This window comes from Arthrobacter sp. UYCo732, from assembly GCF_040547265.1.
GTDB lineage: Bacteria > Actinomycetota > Actinomycetes > Actinomycetales > Micrococcaceae > Arthrobacter.
The window spans coordinates 61217-88202 of record NZ_JBEPPJ010000011.1 but is presented as its reverse complement, the minus strand read 5'-3'; the positions used below and the strand labels follow the sequence as shown (position 1 = coordinate 88202).

The window sequence follows — 26986 nt, the reverse complement described above, 5'->3', positions numbered from 1 at the left end:
CCCGCTACATGACCAGCAGGATCTTGCCCACGTGCTCGCCGCTGTCGAAGTACCGGTGCGCCTCGCTGACCTGGTCCAGCGGGAACGTTTTGGCCACCAGTGGCTGGATCCGGCCATCGGTGATGAGCGGCCAGACGGACTCCCGCACTGCATTCATGATGGCGCCCTTTTCCTCGACCGGGCGCGGCCGCAGGGAGGTGGCCACCACGGCAGCACGCTTCCGCAGGAGCAGGCCGAGGTCCAGCTCGCCCTTGACCCCGCCCAGCAGGCCAATCACCACAAGCCGGCCGTAGTCAGCGAGGGCATCCACGTTCTGGCCCAGGTATTTTGCGCCCACCACGTCAAGGATGACGTCGGCCCCCTTGCCGCCGTTCTGCCGGCGCAGACTGTCCGCGAAGTTTTCCTCTTTGTAGTTGATGGCTATGTCGGCGCCGAGGAACGCCTTGGCCGTGCCCACCTTCTCGTCCGTCCCGGCCGTGGCGGCTACCTTGGCGCCGAGCGCCTTGGCGAGCTGGATGGCCATGGTGCCGATCCCGCCGGTGGCGCCGTGGATCAGAACAGTCTCGCCGGCCTGCAGCTGTGCCGTCATGATCAGGTTCGAGTACACCGTGGCGGCCACTTCCGGCAGGGACGCGGCCGTGACCAGGTCAACGCCATCGGGAATTCTCAGGACCTGCTCCGCCCGCACGGCAACCTTTTCCGCGTAGCCTCCTCCGGCCAGCAGTGCCACCACCTTGTCACCCACGGAGAACGCCTTGGTGACGCCGGGACCGAACCCGGCGATCCTGCCCGAGACTTCCAGCCCGGGAATCTCGGAGGCACCTGGCGGCGGCGGGTAATATCCCCTGCGCTGCTGCACATCCGCGCGGTTCAGGCCGGCAGCGACGACGTCGATCAGCACCTCCCCGGGTCCGGGCACCGGTGCGTCCACCTCGCGGACTTCCAGCACTTCCGGACCGCCGGATTCTGCAATATAGACGGCTCTCATGGCGCACTCCCGTTTCTAGCTGATTCGTGGCCCGGAACCAGTGTGCACCGGACGCACGGCAGACTCTGTTTTGTTGCAGCCAACTGCCTATGAAACACTACTCGGTAGGGAAGGTTGTCCGAGCGGCCGAAGGAGCTAGTCTTGAAAACTAGTGTGCGGTAACCCCGTACCAAGAGTTCGAATCTCTTACCTTCCGCGAATGGAACCCCGGTTTGCCACCTAATGGCGGACCGGGGTTCCTTCGTTTCCGGGATGCAGCGCCGCCGGGACCGGCCCGCGGCCGACCCATTGCAACTGTCGGGGCCCCGGCATAGGGTCATTGCTGTTGCCACCTTCAACAGAAATGAGTCCACTATGCCTGCACCCGAGACCACCCCCGGCGCACCTTGCTGGATCGACCTCATGACATCCGATATCGCCAAGGCCCGCGAGTTTTACGGCGAACTTTTCGGCTGGGAGTTTCAGACCGGCGACGAAGAAAAGTACGGGGGCTACACCACGGCCCGGAAGAACGGCAAGACCGTGGCCGGCCTCATGCAGAAGGACGCGGAACAGGCCGGCATGCCCGATATGTGGTCCACCTACCTTCGCTCGGATGACGCGACGGCCACGGCGGAGTCGGTCAAAGCCAGCGGCGGGCAGGTGTATATGGAACCCATGGACGTTCCGGAGCAGGGACGCATGGCAGTCTTTGGCGACGTCTCGGGCGCGGCCATCGGCGTGTGGCAGCCCCGTGAAATGCGCGGCTATGAACTCGTTGCCGAGCCCGGCGCTGCCGCGTGGCATGAACTCCACACCAAGGATTACGACGCCGCCGTGAAGTTCTACCAGAACGTTTTCCAGTGGGACACCGATGTCATGAGCGACACTCCGGACTTCCGGTACACCACCCTGGGCGCCGGAAATGCAGCCAAAGCCGGCATCATGGACGCCTCCGGCTACCTCCCCGCCGAGGTTCCGTCCCACTGGCAGGTCTACTTCAACGTGGAGGACGCCGACGCTTCGATTGGGAAAGCCGTGGCCCTCGGCGCCACTGTCCTTGACGGCCCCGCAGACTCGCCGTTCGGACGCCTCGCTTCCCTGGCCGACCCCACCGGCGCGGTGTTCAAGATCATTGCCTAAGTAACTTCGCTCGACGAAATACCGGCCGGCAGCTCCAAAGAAGCTACCGGCCGGTAGTGTTTTGCCGCATGCACGTTCCACCGAATGCACGCGCGCGGCAGAGTCACCGCAGCTTCCCCCACCGGCGGTTTCGCCGGCTAATACATCCAGACCCCCGGCACCGGCGGGGACATCACCCCAGCCAGCCACACGGCGTCGGACGCCCTGTTTGTCTACTCCCCCGCCACCGCCGGTTCCGTGCAGTTCGGCGACTTTGTCCCGCCAACGCTCCCCCGCTGGCCGATGAGGACATGATCCTCACCGCGTTCATCTTCAAGAAGGCCGCTGCCGAACCGGTCGGCGAGTCCGTCATCCACAACGACACCCTGGCCTTCGCCAGTGCCCGCAAGCGCTCGCCCAGGCCTTCAAGCCGGTGGGGGCAGGGGATGACAAGACGTTCATCGCCATCGCCAACCACTTCAAGTCCGAGGGCTCGCCGCCCCCGGCTGACCCGTCGGACACGGACAAGGGCCAGGCGCGTCCAACCTCGCCCGCACCGCCCAGGCCACCTCGCTGCTGGCCTTCTCCGATGAGGTGCCCGCGGGTGGCAGCAGTTGACGCCATTGTGGAGAAGGCCCTCGCGGCCGCAGCCGAGATCGGCAACCAGCCGGTGGGTGCGCTCACCGCTGATATCACCACCGCCTTCACCGCGGACCCGGCCGGCGGACCGGCCAAGCGCGATGACCGTGCCAGCGAATCCACGCTGGGCAACCTCGTGGCCGACTCACGGCTGCCGAGTCCGGCACCGGGGTGAAAGCCGCGGTTCAGGTGGGCGCCAGCGGACCCGTAATACCGGTCTGCACGGCCCCGCTCCAGCCGAATAAGCGGTACGACGTCCTGGGCTGGCTCCGTTACGGCATCGCCTGGATCAAGTACCAGCAGTGCATGCGCGGATAGCCGCGCGCCGGCGCTAGCAGCCGCAGGCTCCAACAGCAGCAGGCGCAACGAAAGGCGCCCGTCCCCGACCGGATTCCGGCCAGGGAGGGGCTACTTCCTGTTCCCCCGAGTTTTTGTCCAGATAATGCGGTTTTCCGGGCGTTTGGGGGCATTATCTGGACAAAAACTCGGGGGGAGGGGCTGAGATATTTCGGTGCACCGCGTCCCCGTGTTAGGCGGCCCGCCAGCCGCCGGAACGGCGCTGCGACGACTAACTACGGATGTTTGATGCCATCGCCCAGAATGGCCTGCGCGATCTCGTCGGCGTCGCGGAGGGTCCGCTGCCCGCTCGAATAAACAGGGCCGCCCGGCTGAAGCGCTTCCGCGGCAATGGCGGTGCCCCACTGGGCGGCGGAGAGTTGCAGGCCAAGGATGTACAGCCCGTCAGTCTCCGAGCCGTTGGCCGCCAGCGGGCGGTACGGGTGCGGGGTGACGTCGAGCCCGGTCGCCTGGACCGGGGCGCCTTCGGCCGTCATCATCAGCCGGGGACGAACCATGCCCTCCGCCAGGAGTTGCTGCAGCAGCGGCGAATCGTTGGCGGACACGCGGTTGGCCGGCGCCAGGGCCTCCACCATGGTGGTGGCGGTTACCGGCGGTCCGCCCACCCACGGTGAGACGGCGGTAAAACAGCCTGCCCGCCGGTCCACGCTGAACCGGGGGTCGGGCCCCACGAAGCTGACCAGTCCGGCCCGCACCAGTGCTGCCAACTGCTCAGCGCGCAGTGCAGGCGGCCCGCTGGCCAGGCCCTCCACAAATGACTCGAACCAGCCACGCAGTCCGGCCACCCAGGACTCATCGGTGATACCGTCGTCGGCCACTGCCGTCTTCAGCACCGCACGTCCGTGATGCAGCGCGCCGATGGCCATCTTGACCGGGTCCTGCTCGCCGAGCGCGGAGCGGCGGGCGTCATCAAGGAGGTAATCTACGACGGCGGCGTCCAGTTCCGCGCGCGCCCCAAAGGACCGCCCGGCGAGGGGGGAGGCGAGGCCCAGCAGGTCCAGCCGGTGCCGCGGCCCGACATGCACGGCCAGGACGCTCTCCACGGCGTCTTCCCACTTGGTTGGGCTGTGGGCGTGCGGCCGCAGGGCCTCGTCCAGCGCCGCCAGGAACACCGGCACATCCTGGATGGACCCGGGCTGCGAGCGCACGAGGGTTGAATAGTAGGCCCAGAGGGTGTCGCGGTGCAGGAGCGGCCACAGGTCGTGGTCGAAGCCGGGGCGGATCCCGGCGGCTGCGAACCGTGCCAGCGCTGCCTCCGTGAGGTACCGCAACGTGACCGACGACGGGTAGTAGCCGTCCAGCGCGGCCTTGGCCCGGTAGGGGGTGCCGCGGCGGGAGGCGGCGACGATCAGTGGCTCCTGGCCGGAGGGCTGGTACTCAAGCATTGTTCCGGCATCGACGAACTTCCCGCCCCGGCCCTCGGTCAGCTGGCCCATGGCATCGAAGAAGTTCAGCCCCATGCCCCGGACCAGGACCGGTTCGCCGGCCGGGATGGCGGACCAGTCCACATCCGCGGGCACGGCAGGCGGGAAGTACCGCAGGCCCAGCTGCCCGGCTGAAGACTGGAGTTCGCGCTGCTCGGGGTTGAGTCGGGAGGGAATGTGCCCGAGCGCCAGCACCACGGAATCGACCGTGAGCGAAGTGTCGTTGGCGAGTCCGACGGCGAACCCGCCGGCGCCGGTTGGCCTGGCGCCGGTTCCGCCGTTTCCTGCCGAGCGCACCGACAGAGCCGCCGTTTCGTGGAAAACTACAGTGACGCCGTCGGGCAGCTGACCCAGAAGGTCCTCCACGGTGCAGCGCAGATAACGGCCATACAGGGCGCGGCTGGGAAAGTCACGGGACTCCAAGGCGGCCAGCTCGTCCAGCTCGTCCGGCGTCAGGGAGGGCACCGGGTCTAGGTGTTGCTGGGCCCGCCAGCGGTTGAAGGTGGTGCCGGCCAGAGGCAGAGCCAGTCGGGGGTCCTCGGGAATGACGGTGGGATAAAAGGACTGGGTGTTCATGAGGAAGAGCCGGGACTGCCGGGGCTGCCACACATGCCCCGGACCTGCCGGGTAGGGGTCGACGACGTCGATGTGGAGGGATACGGGGCCGGTGGCGGCTGCGGCATGGGCGAGCAGGCGCTCCAGCACACTGGTCCCCCGGGGGCCCGCGCCAATGATGGCTACCCGGATGCTCGTCGATTTACCCACGGCATCCAGAGTATCGGCACCGACCCCCGGCGCTTGACTTGCTTGCTGAGCGCAGATGTTGTTTGGATGGGGCGCATGACCACCACTGCAGCTGATCAATCGCCCGGTTCATCGTCCGCCACCTCCGGCTCTGGGGCCGCCACGCCCGCGGTTGCCCCCGAGCCCACTGATGAGAACGTGTGGCTGGAAGAAATCTACGGCGAGGAGACCCTGGCCTGGGTCAGGGAGCAGAACGCCCGCACCGAGGACCTCCTGGAGGACGCCGAGTACGCGGCCCTGGAGGGGAGCATCCTGGCGGTGCTGGATTCCACGGACAGGATCGCCATGGTGGGGAAGCGCGGCGATTGGTACTACAACTTCTGGAAGGACCAGACGAACCCAAGGGGGCTGTGGCGCCGCACCACGTGGGTGAGCTACCTCACCGACTCACCCGACTGGGATGTGCTGCTGGACGTGGACGCGCTGGCCGCCGACGAAGGAGTCGAGTGGGTGTTCCACGGCGCCACGTTCCTGCGCCCGGCCGCCGGCGAACGCTACCGGATTGCCCTGCTGGCATTCTCCCCCGACGGCGGTGACGCCAACCGCTACCGCGAGTTCGACGTCGACACCCGCATCTTCGTGGACCCGGCCAGCGGCGGGTTTGACCTCCCGACGGCGAAGGGGAACGTTTCGTGGCTTGACGCGGACACGCTGCTGGTCGCCTCCACCGCCGAAGGGCTGCCCGCGACGGCTTCCTCCTACGCCCGGACCGCCGTCACCCTGCGGCGCGGCGAATCCCTCGGTGGTGCACCGCTTTTGTTCGAGGTCCCCGAAGACCACATGATGGCCGTGGTGGCCCACGACTCCACTCCCGGCTTCGAGCGCACGTTCGCCGTGGATTACATCGACTTCTACAACCGCAGCACCTACCTCCGTTGGGACGATGCCTGGACAGAGATCGAGGCGCCCACCGACGTCAACCTCAGTGCCCACCGCGAATGGCTGCTGTTCCGGCCGCAGCAGGACTGGGTTCTTGAGGGCACCACGTATCCCGCCGGATCGCTGCTGGCCGCCAACTTTGCAGAGTATCTATCAGGCTCACGGAAGCTGTTGACTCTCTTCACTCCGGACGTCCACACCTCACTGCAGTCGTGGAGCTGGACGCGGAACTTCCTGCTGCTGAACCTGCTGCGCGATGTCTCCTCCGAAATCCGGGTGTTGGATCCTGCTGCGCCTGCTGCTGGTTTTGCCTCGGGTGCCGGCGCGTGGGCTTCGTCGCTGCTGGACGCCTGCCCGCCGCTGCACGACGTTAACGCCTACGCGGTGGACGATGAAGATGAAGGCCCCACCGACGGCGGTGCGGGCGACGATTTCTGGCTCGTCGCCACCGGTTTCACCACCCCCAGCACGCTGATGCGGGGAACCCTGGAGCGCGAGGCTGCAGCGAGCCGCGATCGTTCCGGAAGCAGTGCTGGGGTGAGCAGTTCTGTGGTGAGCCGGCACGCGGAAGTGAAGGCGTCGCCGTCGTTCTTTGACGACGCCAGCTACGAAGTGCAGCAGCACTTCGCCGTGTCCGAGGACGGCACCCGGGTCCCCTATTTCCAGGTGGCCTCCCGCAACCTGGTCGCGGACGGCCAGAACCCCACACAGCTTTCCGGCTACGGCGGCTTCGAAGTCTCCCGCACACCCGCCTACAGCGGAACCGTCGGCAGGGCCTGGCTGGAACGGCGGACGACGGCGACCGGCGCGGCGCCGCACTCCCGCGGCGGCGTCTTCGTGGTGGCGAACATCCGCGGCGGCGGCGAATACGGGCCGGGCTGGCACCGGGCCGCTTTGAAGGAGAACCGGCACCGGGCCTTTGAGGACTTTGCGGCAGTGGCCCGGCACCTCATTTCCCGCGGCGTCACGTCCCGTGAACGGCTGGGCTGCGTGGGCGGGTCGAACGGCGGGCTCCTGGTGGGCAACATGCTCACCACGTATCCGGAGCTTTTTGGAGCCGTGTCCTGCGGTGTCCCGCTGCTGGACATGAGGCGCTACACCAAGCTCTCCGCCGGGCACTCCTGGATCGCCGAATACGGTGACCCTGATGTGCCGGCGGAATGGGAGTACATCAAAACCTTCTCCCCCTACCACTTGCTGAAAGACGGCGTGGACTACCCCGAAACATTCATCTGGACGGCGACGTCCGACGACAGGGTGGGCCCGGTCCAGGCCCGCAAGATGGCTGCCCGCATGCAGGCCATGGGCATCCCGAACGTCTGGTTCCACGAGGCGCTCGAGGGCGGCCATGCCGGAGCGTCGGACAACCGGCAGGCCGCGGCACTCCAGGCCCGCAGCCAGCACTTCCTGTGGCGGACCCTCGCTGGCGGCTGATGTCCGGGCTGTCGGTGCGGCGGGCGGTCGGTGCCGACGTGGAACGGCTGGCAGAAGTCCATCTCCGCTGCTGGCAGGCGACGTACGGGGGCATGCTGTCCGACGCCTTCCTGGCCGCCGTGGATCCGGCAGGCCGGCTGGGTCTGGGGCGCCGGCTTCTCGAAGCTGCGTTGGGCACTAAAGCCGCGAGCCTGTGGGTTGCGGCAGACACCGGGAAGGCCACCGGCTTCTATACCGGTTCGGCTTTGCGGCCGACGGTGCCGAGGACCACATCACTGGCTGGGAAAACCTCCGCGAAGTCAGGATGGTCCGCCCCGTGCAGCCCGGCGGCTGAGGCAGATCGCGGCCGTGGGCAGGGCTGGGGCGGGCGGCTATCGGCGAGTATCGGGCAGGTTGACGGCCAGTTGTTGGCTGCCCGGGGCCGAACTCACGGCCGTTTTGCACTGCATGGCCGGTTCTGCGTATCCTTGGTGGGCTAGGAATAGCAATTGGAGACGTGCCAGAGCGGCCGAATGGGCTTCACTGCTAATGAAGTGTGGGGCACAACTCCACCGGGGGTTCAAATCCCCCCGTCTCCGCGTTCGGCCCCGGTCCTTGGACCGGGGCCTTTTGCGTTCCCGGGAACCGTTGAATTTCAGGGGCCACATGCCTTTCCAGGTACCGGTGCTTTCGCTCTCCTTCCCCAGGTACGTAGCAGTTGATGTCGTTTTGAGGGCTCATTACGACATCAGCTGCTGCCTAGTTTCAGCGATGTCAGGATGGTGCAATGCCAGCAAGCAACACCACCGACGTCAAAACCAGCTCAAGCCAGCCGTGGAATCCGCGCCTCGCGCTGCTGGTGGCGTCCACCCTCTTTATGGAATTCCTTGACGGAGCGGTGCTCACCACGGCCATCCCCAACATCGCCGCCGACTTCGGCGTCCCCGCCGCCGATGTGAACATCACCATGACCGCGTACCTCATGACCGTGGCCATGGGCATCCCGCTGAGTGGCTGGCTCGCCGAAAGGGTGGGCGCACGCAAAATTTTCTGCCTGGCGATTGCCCTGTTCACACTCGCGTCCCTTGCCTGCGCAATGAGCCCGGACCTGACGGTGCTGACGTTGAGCCGGATCGTTCAGGGTGCGGCCGGAGCCATGATGGTTCCGGTGGGCACGCTCCTGGTACTTCGCGGCACACCCAAGTCGGAACTCTTGCGTGCCACAGCATTCCTGGTGTGGCCGGCCCTGCTGGCACCGGTGCTGGCGCCACTCGTGGGCGGCGCCCTGACCACGTATCTCTCCTGGCACTGGATCTTCCTGATCAATCTGCCACTGGGCGCAGCCGCGTTCATCGCGGCACTGCGCATCGTGCCCGCCGTTGCAGGAAATCCGGGCCGCCGATTGGACTGGCTGGGGCTGCTCCTGACCACCATGGGAGTCGGTGCCCTGGTGGTCGGCCTGGAACTGGCCACCGCCCATCCAGACGGGCCGTGGGCCGTACTCTCCGCAGTGGCCGGGCTGGCCGCCCTGGGAGGCGCCGTGCTGTGGATGCGACGGGCCAAGAACCCGTTGTTCGCTCTGTCGGTTTTTGCCACCCGGACCTTCCGGGCCATGGCCACGGGCGGGTTTGTGTACCGCCTGACCATCAGTTCGGTGCCATTTCTCCTGCCCCTGATGTTCCAGACCGGTTTCGGCTGGTCACCGCTGCACGCCGGAATCATGGTGGCCGCCGTCTTCATCGGCAACATCGGCATCAAACCGGCCACGACGCCGCTGATCCGCCGTTTCGGTTCCCGGGCCATGCTGGTCTTGGGATCCCTGGCCTCCGCCGTGACCTTCGCACTATGCGCCCTGCTCGCACCGGAAACACCGCAGGCACTGATCTTCGCTCTGCTGGTATGCAGCGGCGCTTTCCGCTCCATCGGGTTCTCGGCCTATCTATGCCTCGGTGCAGTATGCGGACATCGTGCCGGCCCAGCTCACGTCGGCCAACTCTGTCTCAGCGACTCTGGTTCAGCTGGCCGCCGGCTCGGGAATCGCCGTCGGTGCACTGCTGATCCGGGTTTTCGACGGCGTGGCAGTCTTCGACGCGGATGCGGCAGGACCGTTCCGTGGCGCCTTCCTGACCATGGCAGTCTTGATGCTGTTCAGCACCGCAGACAGCCTGTCCCTGCACGGGCACGCCGGCGCAGAGGTCAGCCGTCCGGACCAGCCGCGCCGTCCGGGCGAACCGGTTGTCAGTCCCGGCGAACCGGTTGTCAGTCCCGGCGACCCGGCCGTCAGTCCCGGCGACCGAGACAGCCGAGAAGTCAGCCCGCCTGGCCAAGCACCAGCGGAAGAACAGCCCCCGCCCCCGCCTGGCGCAGGGCACGTCCAGCCACGGTAACGCTCCACCGGCTGTCCACAAGATCGTCAATCAGCATCACACCCTGGCCACGCAGTGAAGCCATGGCTGCCTCCAGTTCCGGTCCCACCACCAATCTGTCCCACACTCCCGCCAGCCGGTAGGCGCTGTTGCCTCCGCGGCTTCCCGTAGGACCGCCGTGGCCAAGGGACAACTCGCCGAGGTAAGGCATGCGGCCGATTTCCGAGATCCCCTGCGCCAGGGACCGGACCAGTTCGGGCTTGCTCCGGGAGGGCATGCTGACAATCGCGACCGGTCTTCCCGCACCGCTCCAGCCCGGGTTGCGGCCATCGCCCGTGCCCCATTCGCGCAGGACCTGAACACAGGCCTGCAGCATGGCAGGATCCACCGGACGGTCGGGCGCACCGGCGGCGAAAAGTTCGCGCAGCGCCCCGCCCCAGCCGAGATCGGTGAGCCGGGCCAGCACGCGGCCGTCCGCCAGTCCTTCGTCAGGTTTGATCTTGCCCTTGACCGGCACACCCAGACGGTCCATGCCGCTGGGCCACTGCAGGCGCGCCTCCAGGACGCCGCCGGCGCGGCGCAGGGTCTGGCCCGCCGCCGCGGTGGCGTCGGCGGCAATGTCTGCCGGGAACCAGCGGCCCGCGCAGTTATCGCACCGGCCGCAGGCATGTGCCGTCTCGTCATCCAGGACCGACGTGATGTACTCCATCCGGCACCCGGCAGTGTCCTGGTAGATCACCATGGAGTCCTGCTCATCCACCCTGGCTTCCGCGATCCTGCGGTAGCGCTCGGCGTCATAGACCCAAGGCTGGCCGGTGGAACGCCACCCGCCGCCGACCCGCTCCACCGCGCCGTCCACCGCCAGCACCTTCAGGAGGAGCTCCAGCGGGGTCCGCCGGAGGTCAACACGTGCTTCCAGGGCGACCGTGGAAACTGCGCCGCCAGCGTCGGCCAAGGCGGTCAGCACGGCGGTAGCCTTCTCCTCCGACGGCATGGACGCCGTCGCGAAGTACTGCCAGATATCGCGGTCTTCGGAGCCCGGCAGCAACAGCACGTCGGCGTTGGCTGCGCCACGGCCCGCACGGCCTACCTGCTGGTAATAGGCCACCGGGGAGGACGGTGCGCCGAGGTGGACCACGAAGCCAAGGTCCGGCTTGTCGAAGCCCATGCCCAACGCCGACGTTGCCACGAGTGCTTTGACCTGGTTGTCCTTGAGCAACTGCTCTGCACGCTCCCGGTCCGCGGGATCGGTCCGGCCGGTATAGGACAGGACGTGATGCCCCGCCTCCGCGAGCAGCCGGGCGGTGTCCTCCGCGGCGGAAACTGTCAGGGTGTAGATGATCCCGCTGCCCGGCAGCTCAGCGAGGTGAGTCAGGAGCCAGCCCAGCCGTTCGCGTGAGTCCGGCAATGCCAGGACACCCAGCCGCAGGGAATCGCGGCCCAGCGTGCCGCGGATGGTCAGGACCCCTGCGCCGAGCTGTTCCTCGATGTCGTGGACCACCCGGGAGTTGGCCGTCGCAGTGGTGGCCAGAACAGGAACCGAGTCCGGCAACTGCGTGATCAGATCCGCGATGCGCCGGTAATCCGGCCGGAAGTCATGGCCCCAGTCAGAGATGCAGTGGGCCTCGTCAATCACCAGCAGGCCGGTCCGCCGGATGAGCTCCGGCAGTTGGTTCTCACGGAAGGACGGGTTGGTGAGCCGTTCCGGCGATACAAGCAGGACGTCCACTTCATCAGCGGCCAGCTGCTCCCGGACGGTGTCCCAGTCAAGCTGGTTCGCCGAGTTGATGGCCACGGCCCGCACGCCGGCGCGGGCAGCGGCGGCCACCTGGTCCCGCATCAGTGCCAGCAGCGGCGAGACGATCAGCGTGGGTCCGGCACCGCGGCGCCGGAGCAGCAGAGAGGCGACGAAGTACACAGCCGATTTTCCCCAACCGGTACGCTGCACCACCAAAGCGCGCCTGCCGCCGTCGACCAGTGCCTCAATCGCTTCATACTGTCCATCGTGGAAGTCCGCCGCCGGATGGCCGACGAGCTCCCGCAGGACCGCCAGGGCCTGGCTTTTTGTGGTGGACGGCGGAGCGGGAGAGGCGGAAAGAAGGGCGGCGTTCTGGGTATCGACCATTGATTCAGTATCCCAGCCCCCACCGACACCCGTTAGGCCGCGGGCTTGGTATGTGGACAATCCGGCGCACGCGGCGGCAACACCCGGACCCAGCTGTCACATAGCCGGGCGCCCACTCCCCCTCCACAGGCACCGGTGCAGTTCCACGTAAGATAAGACCCGTGACTAGCGAACAGACAAAGACTTTTGACCTCTCGGCATCCTTCAAGGCCTACGACGTCCGCGGCATCGTGGGCGATTCCATTACCGCCGAAATCGTCGAAGCCGTGGGGGCCGCCTTCGTGGATGTCCTCGAGCTGGATGGTCAGACCGTCCTGGTAGGCGGCGACATGCGTCCCTCCTCCCCCGAGTTCGCCAAGGCCTTCGCAGACGGCGCCGCCACCCGCGGAGCCAACGTCAAACTCCTGGACCTCATCTCCACCGACGAGCTCTACTACGCCTGCGGCCACCTCAACGCAGCCGGTGCCACCTTCACCGCCAGCCACAACCCCGCCGAATACAACGGCATCAAGATGGCCAAAGCCGGCGCGCAGCCCATTTCCTCCGAATCGGGCCTCAAGGAAATCCAGGCCCTCGCCGAGGAGTACCTGAACACCCGTTCCATCCCGGCCGCCGCCACGCGTGGCCAGATCAGCGTCCACGACGTCCTGAAGGGCTACTCCGAGTACCTCCGCGAGCTCGTGGACCTGTCCGGGTCCCGCCCGCTCAAGGTGGTGGTGGACGCTGGCAACGGCATGGCCGGACTCACCACCCCCGCCGTCCTCGGTAACGCCCTCCTGCCCAAGCTCCCGTTCGAGATCATCCCCCTCTACTTCGAGCTGGACGGCTCCTTCCCGAACCACCCGGCCAACCCCCTCGAGCCGGAAAACCTCCGCGACCTGCAGGCCGCGGTCGTGAAGCACGGAGCCGATATTGGCCTGGCTTTCGACGGCGATGCCGACCGCTGCTTCGTCATCGACGAAATGGGCGAGCCCGTCTCGCCGTCGGCCATCACTGGCATGGTGGCCCGCCGCGAAATCGCGCGAGCCCAGGGGCAGGGCGAGTCGACGCCCACCATCATCCACAACCTGCTCACCTCCCGCGCGGTGCCGGAACTGGTGGAGCACGACGGCGGCCGCGCCGTCCGCACGCGTGTGGGCCACTCCTTCATCAAGGCAGTCATGGCCGAGGAAGGTGCCGTCTTCGGCGGCGAGCACTCCGCCCACTTCTACTTCCGCGACTTCTGGAATGCTGACACCGGTATGCTCGCGGCCATGCACGTCCTCGCGGCGCTCGGTGAGCAGGACGGCCCGCTGTCCGAGCTGGGCCGAGAGTATGAGCCGTACGTGTCTTCCGGGGAAATCAACTCCGAAATTGAGGACAAGGCCGGAGCAGTGGACCGGGTCCGCGCAGATTTTGCTGCCGAGGACATCACTGTGGACACCATGGACGGCAGCACGTTCACGGCCAACGACGGCAGCTTCTGGTTCAACCTGCGCCCCTCCAACACTGAGCCGTTCCTCCGGCTGAACGTGGAAGCCACGGACCGCCCGTTGATGGAACGTGTGCGCGACCGCGTGCTGGCCAATGTCCGGCGCTAAGCCCCACGTGGCCAACGAGTCCGCGGACAGCCCGGCGGCCGTGTCTTCCTGGCGGGATTCCGTTCCGGAAGCCTCAGCCACGGATCTGGAGAACCTGCTGGGCACCGGCATCGGTGCTGCCCAGGAGCAGCTCCAGAGGAACGGCGGCTTCCTGCCGTTCGCGTTGGTGGTGGAGAACGACGGCGAAGTACGCCTGATGGCCGTGACTCCCGCGGATCCCGGGGAAGGCTCCGACGCCGACTTCGATGCGGATGCCATGATCAGCGACCTCACCGAAGTGCTCCGCCAAAACCGGGCCGACTTCCGGGCCGCCGCATTGGTCTGCGACATCACGCTGGTCGAGGAGGATTCTGACGCCATCCACGTGGCCGCGGAACATCGCGATGGAACGGTTTTCGCTGCGGTCCTCCCCTACGCTGCCAACACAGCAACCCGCGAATGGAACTTCGGCCAACTCGCGGCTGACACCAACGAGCCCTCCATCTGGATGGACTAGACCGCAGGCCCTCCGGATGAAAATTAATGCGTTCTCAGATGTCAGCCTACGTGCCCTCATGGTGCTGGCCTCCGCTCCTGACGCGACGCTGCTGACCACGCAGAGCATCGCGGATGCCGTAGCCACGCCCTACAACCATGTCAGCAAGGCCATGGCCAGGCTGCGGAGCCTTGGCCTGGTCGAAGTGGAGCGCGGCAGGACGGGCGGCGCCCGGCTGAGTCGGGCCGGCCGCCGCGCCACTGTGGGCCAGATTCTGCGCGAACTGGACACCAGGAGCGACGCCGCCGACTGTATTGGGCCGGGCGGCGCCTGCCCGCTGATCAACGAGTGCAAGCTCCGGGCAGCCCTCGCCCGCGCCCGTGAGGCCTTCTACCGGGAACTCGACACGGTGGTTGTGGCGGAATTGCCGGGAAGTACGCAGATGGGCCCCGCCTTCCAGATGATCGGCCTGCGGCCCGGCCTTTAGCCAGAAACCGCCAGCCCGCGGCCGTATCCAGCACCCTTCTCCGGCCCTTATCAGGCTCCTGTCCGGCCCTGGTCCGCTCTCGTTCCGGCCCATGACGCACCCGATTTGATTCCTATTTCTACGAGGTGTAGAAATAAGGAATAAATACACGTATTTGAAATGCACGTATTCGCCCGACCGTGCGAAGGCCCCGGTCACCTACCTCAGGAGTACACATGCTCTCGGACAAATCCCGCCCTGTCATTGAGGCCACCCTGCCGCTCGTCGGCTCCCGGATCGGCGCCATCACCCCCAAGTTCTATGCCCGGCTGTTCGCCGCCCACCCGGAACTGCTCGATGGCCTATTCAGCCGTTCCAACCAGCGCTCGGGCGACCAGCAGCAGGCACTCGCCGGAAGCATCGCCGCCTTCGCCACGCACCTGGTCAACAACCCGGGAACCCTCCCGGAAACCGTGCTCTCCCGGATCGCCCACAAGCACGCCTCCCTGGGAATCACCGAACCCCAGTACCAGGTTGTCTACGAGCACCTCTTCGCGGCTATTGCCGAGGACCTCGCCGAGGTCATCACGCCGGAAATCGCGGAGGCCTGGACTGAGGTCTACTGGCTGATGGCAGACGCCTTGATCAAGATTGAGAAGGGCCTCTACGCAGCCCAGGCCAACGGGAAAATGTGGGCTCCTTGGCGGGTTGCGGCCAAGACCCTGGCCGGCACCGGCGCCATGACCTTCACCCTGGAACCGGCTGACGACACTCCCATCACGGCCGCCCTGCCAGGCCAGTACGTCAGCGTCAAAGTCCAACTTTCGGACGGTCTGCGCCAGGTCCGCCAGTACTCCCTGTCCGACGACGCCGGCACCAGCCGTACCTTCACCACCAAGCTCAACGACGGCGGTGAGGTCTCCCCGGTGCTGCACAACGGCGTCGAGCTTGGCGACATCCTGGAGATCTCCAATCCTTACGGCGAAATCACCCTCAAGGAGGGTGAGGGTCCGGTGGTCCTGGCCTCCGCCGGCATTGGCTGCACTCCCACGGCGTCCATCCTGCGCTCCCTCGCCGAAGCGGGTTCAGGGCGGCAAGTACTGGTTCTGCACGCGGAAAGCACCTTGGAAAGCTGGGCGCTGCGCGGCCAGATGATCGACGACGTCGACCGTCTCGCGGGTGCCGACCTGCAGCTCTGGCTGGAGCAGCCGGTCCCGGGTGCGAAGGAAGGGTTTATGTCCCTGCGCGAGGTGGACCTCCCCGCCGACGCTTCGCTGTACCTCTGCGGGCCCCTGCCGTTCATGAAGCACATCCGCAACGAAGCCATCAACGCAGGGATCCCCGCCACCAGGATCCACTACGAGGTTTTCGGTCCGGACATTTGGCTCGCCAACTAGCCCGCCCCTCCGAGTTTTTGTCCAGATAACGCCCCTTATGCGGCCATTTGGCGGCATTATCTGGACAAAAACTCCTTGGGGAGCGTACGACGGCGGCCCCGCACCTTTCGTTGAAAAGGTGCGGGGCCGCCGTCGTACTTTGCGCTAAGTGCCTGACATGCTAGCCCAGGCGGGCCTTCAGGCCTGCCAGCTCGGACTGCAGAGCCTCGGGGAGCGACTCGCCGAAGTTGGCGAACCATTCCTCGATGGAGGCCAGCTCGGTGGCCCACTCCTCCGGATCGACGCGGACTGCTGCCTCGACCTGCGCCGGGGTCATGTCCAGGCCCTTGAGGTCGATGGACTCGCCGGTCGGAACAAAACCGATGGGCGTCTCGACCGCGTCAGCCTTGCCCTCGAGGCGCTCGATGGCCCACTTCAGGACACGGGCGTTATCGCCAAAGCCGGGCCAGGCGAAGCCGCCCTCGGCCGTGCGGCGGAACCAGTTGACCAGGAAAATTTTGGGCAGGCGCTCCGGGTTGGCCTTTGCGGACAGGTTCACCCAGTGGTTCAGGTAGTCGCCGGCGTCGTAGCCCATGAAGGGCAGCATGGCCATGGGGTCGCGGCGGACCACACCAACTGCGCCCGCTGCTGCGGCCGTAGTCTCGGAGGACAGCGTGGAACCCATGAAGATGCCGTTGGACCAGCTGCGCGCCTCGGTCACCAGGGGGATGGTGGTCTTGCGGCGGCCGCCAAAGAGGATCGCGGAGAGCTCCACACCGTCCGGGCTGTGGTATTCCTCGGCCAGCATGTCGATCTGGTCGATGGGCGTGCAGAACCGTGAGTTCGGGTGGGCCGCAGGCTTGTCCGAATCCGGCGTCCAGGAGTTGCCCTGCCAGTCGGTGAGGTGGGCAGGCACTTCCTCGGTCATGCCCTCCCACCACACGCCGCCGTCGTCGGTCAGGGCAACGTTAGTGAAGATGCTGTTGCCCTTGGCGATGGCGCGCATGGCGTTGGGGTTAGTGCCCCAGCCGGTGCCCGGTGCCACGCCGAAGAGGCCGGCCTCGGGGTTGACGGCGCGGAGCTCGCCTTCTTTGCCGAAGCGCATCCAGGTGATGTCATCACCCAGGGTCTCCACCTTCCAGCCCTCAATGGTGGGATCGAGCAGCGCAAGGTTCGTCTTGCCACAGGCGGACGGGAAGGCAGCAGAGACGTAGTACGTCTTCTGCGCCGGCGAGGTCAGCTTCAGGATGAGCATGTGCTCAGCCAGCCAGCCTTCGTCGCGGGCCATGACGGACGCGATGCGGAGGGCGTAGCACTTCTTGCCCAGCAGCGCGTTTCCGCCGTAGCCGGAGCCGAAGGACCAGATGGAACGCTCTTCCGGGAAGTGGACAATCCACTTGTCCGGGTTGCACGGCCACGGCACGTCGGTCTGATCGGCGGCGAGCGGTGCGCCCAGGGAATGCAGTGCTGGCACGAAGAACGCGCTGGTCTCCGTGATGCGGTCCAGGACGTCGGTGCCGATGCGTGCCATGATGCGCATCGACGCGACCACGTAGGCACTGTCGGTGATTTCGACGCCGAACTTGGGATCCTCGGCGTCAAGGTGGCCCATCACAAACGGGATGACGTACATGGTGCGGCCGCGCATGGAGCCGGCGAACAGGCTACGCAGCTTCTGCTTCATGTCAGCCGGGGCCATCCAGTTATTGGTGAAGCCGGCGTCGCGTTCCTTTTCGGAGCAGATGAAGGTCTGCTCTTCGACCCGGGCAACGTCGGCAGGATCGGAAAACGCGGCGAATGAATTCGGGAACGTGTCCGGGTTCAGCCGCTTCAGTGTGCCCGCAGCTACGAGCTCGTCCGTGAGGCGACTGTTCTCCGCTTCGGACCCGTCAACCCAGTGGATACGGTCCGGCTGCGTAAGCTCAGCAACCTCTTCGACCCATGCCAGCAGTGCTGCATGCGTGGTGGGTGCTTTCTCAAGCAGCGGCTTTTGCGCCAGATCGCCCATTGCGGTTCCCTTCCTCGGGTTCATCGGTGTGTCCTAAATGTTATTGGCCGACCGGGGGTCCTAGGCAGCGCCAAGAGTGCACGTTTCTGCTCGTAGGGGCAGTAAACCGCTCAAATTCAAGGAAACACTGGGCACCTTTCCCGAATTAAGTGACGAAGGTCACCTAGACCGGTCTAGTCAGCTATATTACACTCTCCTCGATTTGGCAGCGGGGCCCTCACTCGCGTAAAGTAATTCGAGGTTCGGGGAGCGAGATGCTCCGCGAAACAGAATATGCGCCCATAGCTCAGCTGGATAGAGCGTCTGTCTACGGAACAGAAGGCCGGGGGTTCGAATCCCTCTGGGCGCACAGAATGAAGGTCCGCACCGGTTCGCCGGTGCGGACCTTTTGTTTTAAGCTCAATTAGGCAGGCAATCTGCGCTCCCGGCCGCAGGAAGCCGGGCGTAGGCTGGAGAAATGACGCCCCAAGCCCTGGAAAGCGAATTTGATGTCGTTGTGATCGGCGCAGGCGCCGTGGGCGAAAACGTGGCGGACCGGGTGATCCAGGGTGGGCTCACCTGCGTGGTTGTCGAGGCCGAACTGGTGGGCGGCGAGTGCTCCTACTGGGCCTGCATGCCATCAAAGGTGCTGCTCCGTGCCGGTACCGCCCTGCACGGGGCACAGACCGTCCCCGGCGCCGAAGAAGCGGTCACGCGCACACTGGATGCGGCGGCAGTCCTCAAGCGCCGGGACTACTTCACCTCGAACTGGCAGGACGACAGCCAAGTCAAGTGGCTGGAAGACACCGGGATCGAACTCATCCGAGGCCACGGCTGGCTCACCGGGCACCGCGCTGTGGAAGTAGCCGGACTCGACGGCAACACCTACCGGCTCGAGGCCCGCCACGCCGTAGTTCTGGCCACCGGCTCCACGCCCAACAAACCGCCCATCCCCGGCCTGGCCGATCTCCAGGTCTGGGGCACCCGGGAAGCCACGTCGGCGAGGGAAATCCCGGAACGGCTGGCTGTCCTCGGCGGCGGCGTGGCCGGCACTGAACTGGCACAGGCATTCGCCCGCCTGGGCGCGGACGTGACGCTCGTGGCCAGGAGCGGACTTCTGGCCAGCTTCCCGGCCGAAGCCAGCAAACTTGTGGAGGCAGGACTCCGTGCGGACGGGGTAGAGATCCGCCTCAACACGGCCACGCAAGCCATCCAGGGGAACGACGACGGCACGTTCACCCTGACCCTGCACGATCAGACTCTGGGCGGCCCAAGCACCGTAACGGCAAACAAGGTCCTGGTCTCCACCGGCAGGCATCCCGCCCTCGAGGGCCTCGGCCTGGAAAGCGTGGGCTTCGGAACGCAGGACGGACAGCCCGTCAAAATCACCACCGACACAACCGGCCTAGTCCACGGCACCCCGGGCGAAGAACCTTGGCTCTACGCCGTGGGAGACGCCGCCGGCAAGCACTATTTCACGCACCAGGGCAAGTATGAGGCCCGGGCCACCGGTGACGCCATCGCCGCCCGGGCAAAGGGTGAATTGCAGGGCGCCCCGGAAGCGTGGAGCCGCTACGCCCAGACCGCCAACCAGCATGCCGTGCCCAGTGTGGTGTTCACCGACCCGGAACTGGCTACCGTGGGACGGACAGTGGAGCAGGCCAGGGAGGACGGCTACAACGCGTCCTCGGTGGAACTGCCCATCGAGGTCTCGGGGTCGTCCCTGCATTCAGAACACTACGAAGGCTGGGCACAACTGGTGGTGGACGAGGACCGTGGAGTACTCCTGGGCGCAACTTTCGCAGGTCCGGATGTGGCCGAACTCCTGCACGCCGCCACGATTGCCGTAGTGGGCGAGGTCCCGCTTGATCGGCTGTGGCATGCGGTGCCGTCGTTTCCCACCATTAGTGAGGTGTGGTTGCGGCTGCTGGAGAAGTACGGACTGTAGGCTTTTATTTGAACTGACCAGTCAGTTCGGTTAGGCTGGGGTGCAGACAGTCATCGTCGAAAGGCCACCCTTGCTCTCCGTACAGCAGATCCATGTGAAAGGCCGGCGCGACGATCTTCTTCCGCCCACCTCTCTGCGCGCCAGCCGGGGCGAGTTGCTCCTGGTGGCAGCCGATCGGCAGGACCAGCGGACCGCGTTGGCCTTGACCATCAGCGGCCGCATGAAGCCCACCGGCGGCCAGATTTCCTGGTACGGGAACCCCCGGATCAAGAACCTCCGGCTCGCCAGCGCGCTGCTTGACGCCCCGGGCGTGAACGAACCGGAGCAGCACCTCAGTGTCCGTGACCTCGTGACAGAGGACCTCGCCCTGGTCCCCCGGCGTTACCGCGGCGCCCTCCTCAGCAAGCCCTGGCTCAAGGTCAACCGGTTCGAGGACATTGCGGATCTCTGGACCGAACAGCTGCCCGCCGGGAAGCGGATGGAGCTGCTGACCGCCCTGGCGCTGGCCAACCCGCACACGGACCTCCTGGTGGTGGATTCCCCGGACAGGCACAGTGCCAGCGCTGCGGACTGGCTCCCGAGGCTTGAAGAGCTGGCGTACAACGGCGGCCGGCCACTCGCCGTCGTCGCTACCGTTACTGCCCTCCCGGACTCGTGGACCGGACCGGCAGCCGTAATCGGCAACGCGGCGGTGCAGCCGGACGACGTGCCCGGGCAGAGCGATGACCCCGCGGGGGCAGAGAACGAAGCAGCCGACGACGAAACAGACGCCTTCCTACTCGAAACCGAGGATGCCAAGTGACAGTGCTGCGGCTGGCCCGTTCCGAACTCAAGCGGATGACCGGCGGACTGCTGCCGAAGCTGACCCTCCTGGCCCTGATCATGGTGCCGCTGCTGTACGGCGCCGGGTACCTGTATGCCAACTGGAATCCATACGGGAACCTGGACCAAATCGACGCCGCCCTGGTGGTGGAAGACGCCGGCGCCACGTCTTCGGACGGAACGGACATCCAGGCGGGTAGGAAAGTAGCAGACGGGCTGATCGACGGCCACGTTTTCAACTGGCAGCCGGTCCCCACCGCTGCAGAGGCGGATGCGGGTGTCAGCAACGGCAAGTACGCCTTTGCGCTGAAGATCCCGAAAGAATTTTCCACCAATCTGGTCTCCCCCGGCAGCTTCGATTCCGCCAGCCAGGCGATGCTCAACGTCACCACGAACGACGCCAACAACTACCTGCTGAGCACCATCGTGGACAAACTGACCACGGCCGTCCACACCACCGTGGCCAAAGAGGTGGGCGAAGAGACGGCAAACCAGCTCCTCACCGGCTTCGGCACCATCCATGCGCAGATGCTCAAGGCCGGCGACGGTGCCGGACAGCTGGCCGACGGCGTCGCCGCGCTCCGCGACGGAGCAGGCACCCTGCACGCGGGAACCACCGAGCTCAGCACCGGGGCCGGGGAGCTCTATGACGGTCAACTGAAATTGCGTGACGGCGCCAACCGGCTGACCGAGGGCGCCGGGCAGCTGAGCAGTGGCCTCACCGTCCTAAAGGACAAGACCGCGACGCTGCCCACCGACACCCAGACGCTGGCTAACGGGGCGGCGAAGGTGGCCGCGGGCAACGCACAGCTCGAGACCACGGTGCAGAACGTTGCCACCCAGCTGGATGCCGCGGACCAGGGGATGCGGGCACGGGTTGAAGCTGCCGCGCTGCAGAGTTTGACCGCTGAGGCAGCGGTAAAGCTGATGAAAGCGTTCGACGATGCAGCCGCTTCCAGCCCGGTGGCCACCGCGAAAACCACCATCCAGGCCGATGCCGCACAGATCCAGCAGCTGGCAGACGGCTCGGAGGCCGTGAGCGTGGGCGCCGCCCAGCTCGCCGCGGCCACGCCCGCGTTAAAAGTCGCTGTGGCCCAGGCCTCCGGGGGCGCGGACCAGCTTCATACCGGGGCGGCCACCTTGGCCACCGGCCAGCAAAGTGCGCTCGACGGCGCCGGGCGTCTTGCGGACGGGGCAAAAACGCTCGACGCCGGTGCGGGGCAGCTTGAGGCGGGTGCCCGCACGGCCGCTGACGGGTCCAGGATGCTGGCGGACGAAATTGCCAAGGGCGCCGGGCAGGTGCCCAACCCGGACGATGCGCATAAGGACAGCTTGGCGCAGGTGATCGCCGACCCCGTTGCGGTCAGTAATGTCTCCGAGGCCAAGGCGGATTCCTACGGCGCCGGCCTGGCACCATTCTTCCTGACCCTCGCTCTCTGGATCGGCATCTTTATGCTGGTCCAGGCCATGCGCCCCATCACCCAGCGGGCCCTGGCGTCGAACGCCCGCGCCTGGAAAATCGCCGTCGGCGGCTGGCTTCCGTTCCTGGCGGTTTCAGCTGTCCAAGCTACCCTCCTGACCCTGGTGGTGAACCTGGCGCTGGGACTCAACCCCGCGCATCCGGTCCTGATGTGGCTCTTCATGCTGGCCGCGGCCATGGCGTTCAGCGCCATCATCCAGGGGGTGGTGGCCTTGCTGGGATCACCCGGCAAGCTGGTGGTGCTGATCCTGCTGGTGCTGCAGCTGGTGTCCTCGGGCGGCACGTTCCCGTGGCAGACCACCCCGCAGCCCCTGCACGTGGTGCACGAGGTCCTCCCCATGGGCTACGTGGTCACCGGCATGCGGCACCTTATCTATGGCGCGGACCTGTCCATGATCGTGCCCACCGTCCTGGGGCTGCTCGGCTACACGTTGCTGGGCGCTGCAATGTCCACGTTTGCCGTCCGGAAGCACAAATACTGGACGCTCAAGACACTCAAGCCTGAGATCGCGGTATGAGCGCCGTGATGCCGGACCGTGGTCCGGTTGAAAAGAAGCTTCGCCCTGCGCGGACCAATGCCACGCGCCAGAAGCTGTTCGACGCGTCCATGGACCTGATCGGTGAGCGGGGTACCGCCGGCGTCACCGTGGATGAGATCGCCGCCGCGGCTGGTGTCTCCAAGGGCACTGTCTATTACAATTTCGGCAGCAAGTCGGATCTGATCGCACAGTTGCTGCGGCATGGCGTGGACATCCTGAAAGCCCGCCTGCTGAGCGCTGCCGCTGGCCCCTGGGCTGCGGGTGATCCAGCAGCTGCGGGTGATCCAGCAGCTGCGGGTGATCCAGCAGCTGTGGGTTACCCCGCGGCTGCGGGTAACTCCGCGGCCTCCGGTGATTCCGCACTGGATCCGCTCGTGGCGATGGAGGCGATGATCGGCCAGGCCATGGACTTCATGGCTGAGTATCCGTCTTTCGCGCGGCTGTGGGTCAGCGAAAACTGGCGCACGCCCAGCGTCTGGCGGGACACCTTTGCAGTGCTCAGGGCCGAACTCCTAGCCATGATCGGGGACGCCGTCGAGTCCGTGGCGGCCGCCTATCCTGTGGACCGAGCCATTTCGCAGGGCAGTCTGGAGACGGCGATCCTGGGTGCCTGCTTTGTGGTGGGCCTGGACCGCCAGACCTATAACCCCGAACGGAGCCGTGACCAAAGTGTTGCAGCTATCATGGCCATTATGCGCGGCTACGTCCTGAAGTAACTCCGCCCTCAGGGATGATTGATCCCATGCGCCACATAGGTATCAGCGGGAAGTTCGCCTTGATCACGGCCGTCGCCGCCCTGGGCATGCTGGTGCTTACGGCCATCACGCTCGAGGAAGCCGTGACGGTCACCTTCCTGGGGCTAGCAGCTGTGGCCTACGTCGCCGCGGTGGCTGAACTGTTGGGGCGTCGCCGGCACCTTGCCCTGCTGGCCACCGGCGTGGGCAGCAGCCTGACCAATGCCTTTTTCCTGGCTTTCCTTAGTACATGGGAGCTTGGGTTCGCGGATCAGTCGACGATCGTGGGTACACCGCTCCCCACCGACGATCCGGACAACTACTTCTTCTGGGCCGCCGCGTCAGCCGTTGCCACGGTGCTGGTTCTGTCCCTGGGTGTGGTGTGGCCTTCGGGAAAACGGCTCGCGGCCGGGGGACGTCTGGTGGCTGGGGGACACAAACCCTCGCCAGCGAGCCGCCGGCCGGCAACCCGGGGTGCGGCCGCACGGAAGCCAGCGGGCCGGGGCGCGGCAACCCGGAGTGCTGCCGCCACTGGCAGTGCCGCCCAGCACGGTACCAGTTCCGGCTCAACCGCTCAGCGCGCCTCCGGCTCGCGCGCACCGGCCCGGCTGCCGGCGGCGGCACGGGTACCAGCAGTGGGAGCCAAGCCGCCGTCGTCGTCCGCTGCACCGGTCCGTAAGACGGCACCCAAACCAGCACCCAAGTCCGGCGCCAAGACGGCATCCCGGCGCTGACGCTGCTTCCCGCCACCGGCGACCACCGCCGTCGCCACCCCTCCCAGCAGGAGCGCCCCGCCAGCCAGTTCAGCCGGCGTCGGCACCTCCGCGAGGATCAGCCATGCGGCGCTCATCCCCACCACGGGGACCAGCAACGTGAAGGGAACCACGGCCGACGACGGATACCGGGCAAGCAGCCTGTTCCAGATTCCGTACCCCACCAGCGATCCGAAAATGGCGGTGTACAGCGCACTGACCATGGTGACCGGCTGAAGGTCGGCCAGCGTGCCGAGCACGGCATCCGGGCCGTCCACCAGGAATGAAAGTCCGGCGAGGGGCAGCGGCACCACGGCACCGGACCAGACCACCAGTCCCAGCCCTGACGCGGCCTTGGCCTGGCGGGCGATGACGTTTCCGGCAGCCCAGGACAGCGCCGCGCCCAGCACGATGATCAGCGGCAGTGTGGGTGCCACGGCACTGCGGCCCACGGCCACCACGGCCAGGCCGGCAACGCCGAGAACAACGCCGAACAACTGGCTTCGGCTGGGCCGCTCCCCCAGGAAACCGGCCGACAGGAGAACCGTCAGCAGCACCTGCGCCTGCAGGACCAAGGAGGCGAGGCCGGCCGGCATGCCCAGGGCCATGGCCAAATACAGGAGGCCAAACTGGCCGGCACTCATAAAGAGCCCGACGCCGATAATCGCCTTCCAGCTGACGTCCGGCTTCCGGATGAAGAAGACTAAGGGGAACACCACCAGGACGAACCGCATGGCCACGAACAGCAGTGGCGGCACCTCACGGCTGTCCGTGTGCAGTCCCATGTCGATGGCCACGAAGTTCAGGCCCCAGAGAACGGCGACCAGCAGTGCCAGGAGGGAGTGTCGGAGGTTCACCGTTCAACTCTGACAGACTGCCCCTTCGATGTACCAAAGCCGAACACAGGCTGGACGCGGGGTCAGCGAAGCGGCGCAGCTCCGGGTCAGTGGCGCGGAACCTTGAATTTGGTGATCCGGGCGTCCTGGCCGTCCAGTTCGGCCCAGGACTTTTCAGTTTCCAGGACGGTGAGTGCACTCGTGGGATAGCGCGTTGCGGCGTCCATGTAGGCGTCGTGGTTTGAGTCCCGCGACGCCAGGTGCATCGCCAGGTCCTGGACTCCGGGCATGTGCGAGATGAGCATCAGGGTGGTGACAGTGTCCGGCACATGGTTGACCACGGTGAGCATCCGCAGTGCGGAGGCGGCGTACAGACCGTCCTCAAGTTTCGGCGTCGGGGCCTTATCCCCCAGTTCGGAGCACACCCAGGTGCACGTCTGGCGGGTGCGCAGCGCACTGGAGCAGAGGATGAAGTCCGGCAGGATGCCGTGTTTGACCAGCCATTTCCCGGCAAGGGGCGCTTCGCGGTGCCCGCGTTCCTCCAGCGGCCGTTCGTGATCCGCCACGTCGCCGGGCCAGTCAGCCTTGGCATGGCGCATGATCACCAGGCGTTTAATGTGGTGGTCGTTCATCTCCCAAGCCTAATGCCCACGCGCCCGGAGCCCCGGCGCCGTCGAGCACCGCCACGGTGACCAGTCGTCACGGACCCTAACGGGCAGGCGCTTTCGTGCGTCGCTAAAGGCCTAGATCGAGTATTCCGGAGCGGCCCAGACCACTACTTCGGGGTGCTCGTAGAAGCGGTAGCCCTGGCCGCGGACCGTGCGCACAGTGTTGGCCAGACGGCCAAGCTTTGAGCGGAGGCGGCGGATGTGGACGTCGATGGTGCGCTCGTTGGGGACTTCCTCGGCGTTGCGCCACAGGCCCTCGAGCAGCTCATCGCGGCCAACGGTGCGAGTGCCGTTTTCCACAAGGTAGTTGAGGAGCTCGAATTCCTTGAAGGTCAGGTTCAATGATTCGCCGTCGAGGTGGACTTCACGGCGGGCCAGGTCAATGAGGACGCCGGACGGACGGGGCTCGGCGGACTGCTGGAGCCGGGCGGTCTCGGTGCGCTTCTGGGCATTGACGGTGGGGTCACCGAACGTGGAGCGGACGACGTCGAGCGCGGAACCCGGGGTGCCGGTCGGGGCCATGGCCACGGCAGCGTAGCTTTCGGCACCGGTCACCAGGGACTGTGCGTAGGCTCGGATTTCCTGGGCGAGCTTGGCGATGGAGGTTCCGGCAGCCGCTGCGGTTTCCTCATCGATGCCCATGTAGAGCACAAAGCCGCGGGCCGCGTTGTCGTTGGCGACGGGCCGCACGGCGTTGGCCCCTGCCACAACTGGCGTCGGCGCGGTGAGCGGCGCGGCCTCGTTGGGCTGGACGGCGCGGAGCTGGCCGTAGGAGTTGGGGTTGTAGCCCTGAGGTACGTAGCCGGGGGCGGGAAAGCTGGTTCCGGGGGCGGCCGGGGCGAACCCCGAACGGGTACCAAAACCTTGGCGGAGACCCGGGGCCTGGCTGGGCTTACCTGCGTTACGGACGGAGATGTGGACGTATCCGGATGCAACTGACATGAATGCTTACCTCAATGTGAATGGCCGTTACGACGGCTCGAATGCTGGGTTTCCCGCACTGAAAATCTGGGAGGGGCACCCGAATCCGGACTGGGGGCGAATGCCTAAGAACTTGGTGGGATCTGAAGGTCAGGCGTGCATTCGACAACAGCGCATGTCGGCAGCAGCGGATGTGCTGGGCCAATATTCTGCGGCTGCAGGTGCCGTTGAGTTCTTGTTCACAATTGAAAGTGTGCAACGTAACAATGAGAACTTGCAAGTAACAAAGGCCCTAATGTTCCGCAT

At 66.2% G+C, this 26986-nt stretch carries 20 protein-coding genes, 3 tRNA genes and 1 pseudogene; 16 read left to right on the top strand and 8 right to left on the bottom strand.

Annotated features, from left to right (window positions below; genetic code table 11):
• Window positions 1-4: 4 nt before the first annotated feature.
• Complete coding sequence (locus ABIB45_RS14630; RefSeq protein ID WP_354216578.1) at window positions 5-988, bottom strand: NAD(P)H-quinone oxidoreductase; 984 nt, start codon at window positions 986-988, stop codon at window positions 5-7.
• A gap of 108 nt (window positions 989-1096) precedes the next feature.
• On the opposite strand from ABIB45_RS14630, the gene ABIB45_RS14625 reads away from it, so the two are divergent.
• Both ABIB45_RS14625 and ABIB45_RS14620 read left to right on the top strand, forming a co-directional pair.
• A tRNA-Ser gene (locus ABIB45_RS14625) sits at window positions 1097-1184 on the top strand.
• A 158-nt stretch (window positions 1185-1342) separates the two neighbouring features.
• Complete coding sequence (locus tag ABIB45_RS14620; RefSeq protein ID WP_354216577.1) at window positions 1343-2110, top strand: VOC family protein; 768 nt, start codon at window positions 1343-1345, stop codon at window positions 2108-2110.
• Between the two features lie 212 nt (window positions 2111-2322).
• Here the strand turns inward: ABIB45_RS14620 and ABIB45_RS22640 are convergent, their stop codons facing one another.
• Window positions 2323-2466, bottom strand: coding sequence for a hypothetical protein (locus tag ABIB45_RS22640; protein ID WP_502909226.1), 144 nt, complete (start codon window positions 2464-2466; stop codon window positions 2323-2325).
• 227 nt (window positions 2467-2693) lie between these two features.
• Here ABIB45_RS22640 and ABIB45_RS14610 point away from each other — a divergent pair, with 227 nt between their 5' ends.
• Both ABIB45_RS14610 and ABIB45_RS14605 read left to right on the top strand, forming a co-directional pair.
• Window positions 2694-2903 (top strand): hypothetical protein, encoded by a 210-nt coding sequence (locus ABIB45_RS14610; RefSeq protein WP_354216576.1) that lies wholly within the window; start codon window positions 2694-2696, stop codon window positions 2901-2903.
• The gene (locus ABIB45_RS14605; RefSeq protein ID WP_354216575.1) at window positions 2900-3046 is read left to right on the top strand and encodes a hypothetical protein; all 147 of its coding nucleotides are present in this window, start codon (window positions 2900-2902) and stop codon (window positions 3044-3046) included. Before ABIB45_RS14610 ends, ABIB45_RS14605 begins: the two co-directional genes overlap by 4 nt.
• A gap of 254 nt (window positions 3047-3300) precedes the next feature.
• On the opposite strand, the gene ABIB45_RS14600 is transcribed toward ABIB45_RS14605, so the two are convergent.
• Window positions 3301-5274 (bottom strand): FAD/NAD(P)-binding protein, encoded by a 1974-nt coding sequence (locus ABIB45_RS14600; protein ID WP_354216574.1) that lies wholly within the window; start codon window positions 5272-5274, stop codon window positions 3301-3303.
• A gap of 75 nt (window positions 5275-5349) precedes the next feature.
• Between ABIB45_RS14600 and ABIB45_RS14595 the strand changes: the two genes are divergently transcribed.
• The 3 genes and pseudogenes from ABIB45_RS14595 (at window position 5350) to ABIB45_RS14585 (ending at window position 9992) form a co-directional block, all read left to right on the top strand.
• The gene (locus ABIB45_RS14595; protein ID WP_354216573.1) at window positions 5350-7626 is read left to right on the top strand and encodes a prolyl oligopeptidase family serine peptidase; all 2277 of its coding nucleotides are present in this window, start codon (window positions 5350-5352) and stop codon (window positions 7624-7626) included.
• A 490-nt stretch (window positions 7627-8116) separates the two neighbouring features.
• A tRNA-Ser gene (locus ABIB45_RS14590) sits at window positions 8117-8204 on the top strand.
• Window positions 8205-8392: 188 nt separating this feature from the next.
• A pseudogene (locus tag ABIB45_RS14585) lies at window positions 8393-9992 on the top strand (MFS transporter).
• On the opposite strand, the gene ABIB45_RS14580 reads toward ABIB45_RS14585, so the two are convergent.
• Window positions 9916-12096: a RecQ family ATP-dependent DNA helicase gene (locus ABIB45_RS14580; protein ID WP_354216572.1), complete on the bottom strand. Its 2181-nt coding sequence runs from the start codon at window positions 12094-12096 to the stop codon at window positions 9916-9918. The pseudogene ABIB45_RS14585 and the gene ABIB45_RS14580 overlap by 77 nt on opposite strands.
• Before the next feature lie 161 nt (window positions 12097-12257).
• Between ABIB45_RS14580 and ABIB45_RS14575 the strand changes: the two genes are divergently transcribed.
• The 4 genes from ABIB45_RS14575 (at window position 12258) to ABIB45_RS14560 (ending at window position 16014) form a co-directional block, all read left to right on the top strand.
• Window positions 12258-13676 (top strand): phosphomannomutase/phosphoglucomutase, encoded by a 1419-nt coding sequence (locus ABIB45_RS14575; RefSeq protein WP_354216571.1) that lies wholly within the window; start codon window positions 12258-12260, stop codon window positions 13674-13676.
• A complete protein-coding gene (locus tag ABIB45_RS14570) occupies window positions 13663-14172 on the top strand; it encodes a hypothetical protein (RefSeq protein ID WP_354216570.1) in 510 nt (169 codons plus the stop codon). Before ABIB45_RS14575 ends, ABIB45_RS14570 begins: the two co-directional genes overlap by 14 nt.
• A gap of 16 nt (window positions 14173-14188) precedes the next feature.
• Window positions 14189-14638 (top strand): RrF2 family transcriptional regulator, encoded by a 450-nt coding sequence (locus tag ABIB45_RS14565; RefSeq protein ID WP_354216569.1) that lies wholly within the window; start codon window positions 14189-14191, stop codon window positions 14636-14638.
• A 215-nt stretch (window positions 14639-14853) separates the two neighbouring features.
• Window positions 14854-16014: a globin domain-containing protein gene (locus ABIB45_RS14560; protein ID WP_354216568.1), complete on the top strand. Its 1161-nt coding sequence runs from the start codon at window positions 14854-14856 to the stop codon at window positions 16012-16014.
• 160 nt (window positions 16015-16174) lie between these two features.
• On the opposite strand, the gene ABIB45_RS14555 is transcribed toward ABIB45_RS14560, so the two are convergent.
• A complete protein-coding gene (locus ABIB45_RS14555) occupies window positions 16175-18001 on the bottom strand; it encodes a phosphoenolpyruvate carboxykinase (GTP) (protein WP_354216612.1) in 1827 nt (608 codons plus the stop codon).
• Between the two features lie 275 nt (window positions 18002-18276).
• On the opposite strand from ABIB45_RS14555, the gene ABIB45_RS14550 reads away from it, so the two are divergent.
• The 5 genes from ABIB45_RS14550 to ABIB45_RS14530 all read left to right on the top strand — a co-directional run bounded on the left by ABIB45_RS14550 (window position 18277) and on the right by ABIB45_RS14530 (window position 23485).
• A tRNA-Arg gene (locus ABIB45_RS14550) sits at window positions 18277-18350 on the top strand.
• Window positions 18351-18458: 108 nt separating this feature from the next.
• A complete protein-coding gene (locus ABIB45_RS14545; RefSeq protein WP_354216567.1) occupies window positions 18459-19928 on the top strand; it encodes a dihydrolipoyl dehydrogenase family protein in 1470 nt (489 codons plus the stop codon).
• A gap of 70 nt (window positions 19929-19998) precedes the next feature.
• A complete protein-coding gene (locus ABIB45_RS14540) occupies window positions 19999-20730 on the top strand; it encodes an ABC transporter ATP-binding protein (RefSeq protein WP_354216611.1) in 732 nt (243 codons plus the stop codon).
• Window positions 20727-22748, top strand: a complete 2022-nt coding sequence (locus ABIB45_RS14535) for a YhgE/Pip family protein (RefSeq protein ID WP_354216566.1) — start codon at window positions 20727-20729, stop codon at window positions 22746-22748. Before ABIB45_RS14540 ends, ABIB45_RS14535 begins: the two co-directional genes overlap by 4 nt.
• On the top strand, window positions 22745-23485 hold the full coding sequence (locus tag ABIB45_RS14530; RefSeq protein WP_354216565.1) for a TetR/AcrR family transcriptional regulator: 741 nt from the start codon (window positions 22745-22747) through the stop codon (window positions 23483-23485). The genes ABIB45_RS14535 and ABIB45_RS14530 overlap by 4 nt, the downstream gene beginning before the upstream one ends.
• 592 nt (window positions 23486-24077) lie before the next feature.
• Here ABIB45_RS14530 and ABIB45_RS14525 read toward each other — a convergent pair.
• From ABIB45_RS14525 to ABIB45_RS14515, 3 genes are all read right to left on the bottom strand, one after another.
• Window positions 24078-25112, bottom strand: a complete 1035-nt coding sequence (locus tag ABIB45_RS14525; protein ID WP_354216564.1) for an EamA family transporter — start codon at window positions 25110-25112, stop codon at window positions 24078-24080.
• 86 nt (window positions 25113-25198) lie between these two features.
• Window positions 25199-25723 carry a SixA phosphatase family protein gene (locus ABIB45_RS14520; protein WP_354216563.1) on the bottom strand — a complete coding sequence of 175 codons (525 nt, stop codon included), beginning with the start codon at window positions 25721-25723 and terminating at the stop codon, window positions 25199-25201.
• A gap of 111 nt (window positions 25724-25834) precedes the next feature.
• Entirely contained in the window at window positions 25835-26701 is an 867-nt protein-coding gene (locus ABIB45_RS14515) for a winged helix-turn-helix domain-containing protein (protein ID WP_354216562.1), read from the bottom strand.
• Window positions 26702-26986: the final 285 nt, after the last annotated feature.

Bases quoted from the DNA above. Each gene is read 5' to 3' on its own strand.
- ABIB45_RS14570 (WP_354216570.1), top strand. From the start codon at position 13,663: ATGTCCGGCGCTAAGCCCCACGTGGCCAACGAGTCCGCGGACAGCCCG.
- ABIB45_RS14515 (WP_354216562.1), bottom strand. From the start codon at position 26,701: ATGTCAGTTGCATCCGGATACGTCCACATCTCCGTCCGTAACGCAGGT.
- ABIB45_RS14530 (WP_354216565.1), top strand. From the start codon at position 22,745: ATGAGCGCCGTGATGCCGGACCGTGGTCCGGTTGAAAAGAAGCTTCGC.
- ABIB45_RS14560 (WP_354216568.1), top strand. From the start codon at position 14,854: ATGCTCTCGGACAAATCCCGCCCTGTCATTGAGGCCACCCTGCCGCTC.
- ABIB45_RS14630 (WP_354216578.1), bottom strand. From the start codon at position 988: ATGAGAGCCGTCTATATTGCAGAATCCGGCGGTCCGGAAGTGCTGGAA.
- ABIB45_RS14580 (WP_354216572.1), bottom strand. From the start codon at position 12,096: ATGGTCGATACCCAGAACGCCGCCCTTCTTTCCGCCTCTCCCGCTCCG.
- ABIB45_RS14555 (WP_354216612.1), bottom strand. From the start codon at position 18,001: ATGGGCGATCTGGCGCAAAAGCCGCTGCTTGAGAAAGCACCCACCACG.
- ABIB45_RS14620 (WP_354216577.1), top strand. From the start codon at position 1,343: ATGCCTGCACCCGAGACCACCCCCGGCGCACCTTGCTGGATCGACCTC.
- ABIB45_RS14565 (WP_354216569.1), top strand. From the start codon at position 14,189: ATGAAAATTAATGCGTTCTCAGATGTCAGCCTACGTGCCCTCATGGTG.
- ABIB45_RS14545 (WP_354216567.1), top strand. From the start codon at position 18,459: ATGACGCCCCAAGCCCTGGAAAGCGAATTTGATGTCGTTGTGATCGGC.
- ABIB45_RS14520 (WP_354216563.1), bottom strand. From the start codon at position 25,723: ATGAACGACCACCACATTAAACGCCTGGTGATCATGCGCCATGCCAAG.
- ABIB45_RS14595 (WP_354216573.1), top strand. From the start codon at position 5,350: ATGACCACCACTGCAGCTGATCAATCGCCCGGTTCATCGTCCGCCACC.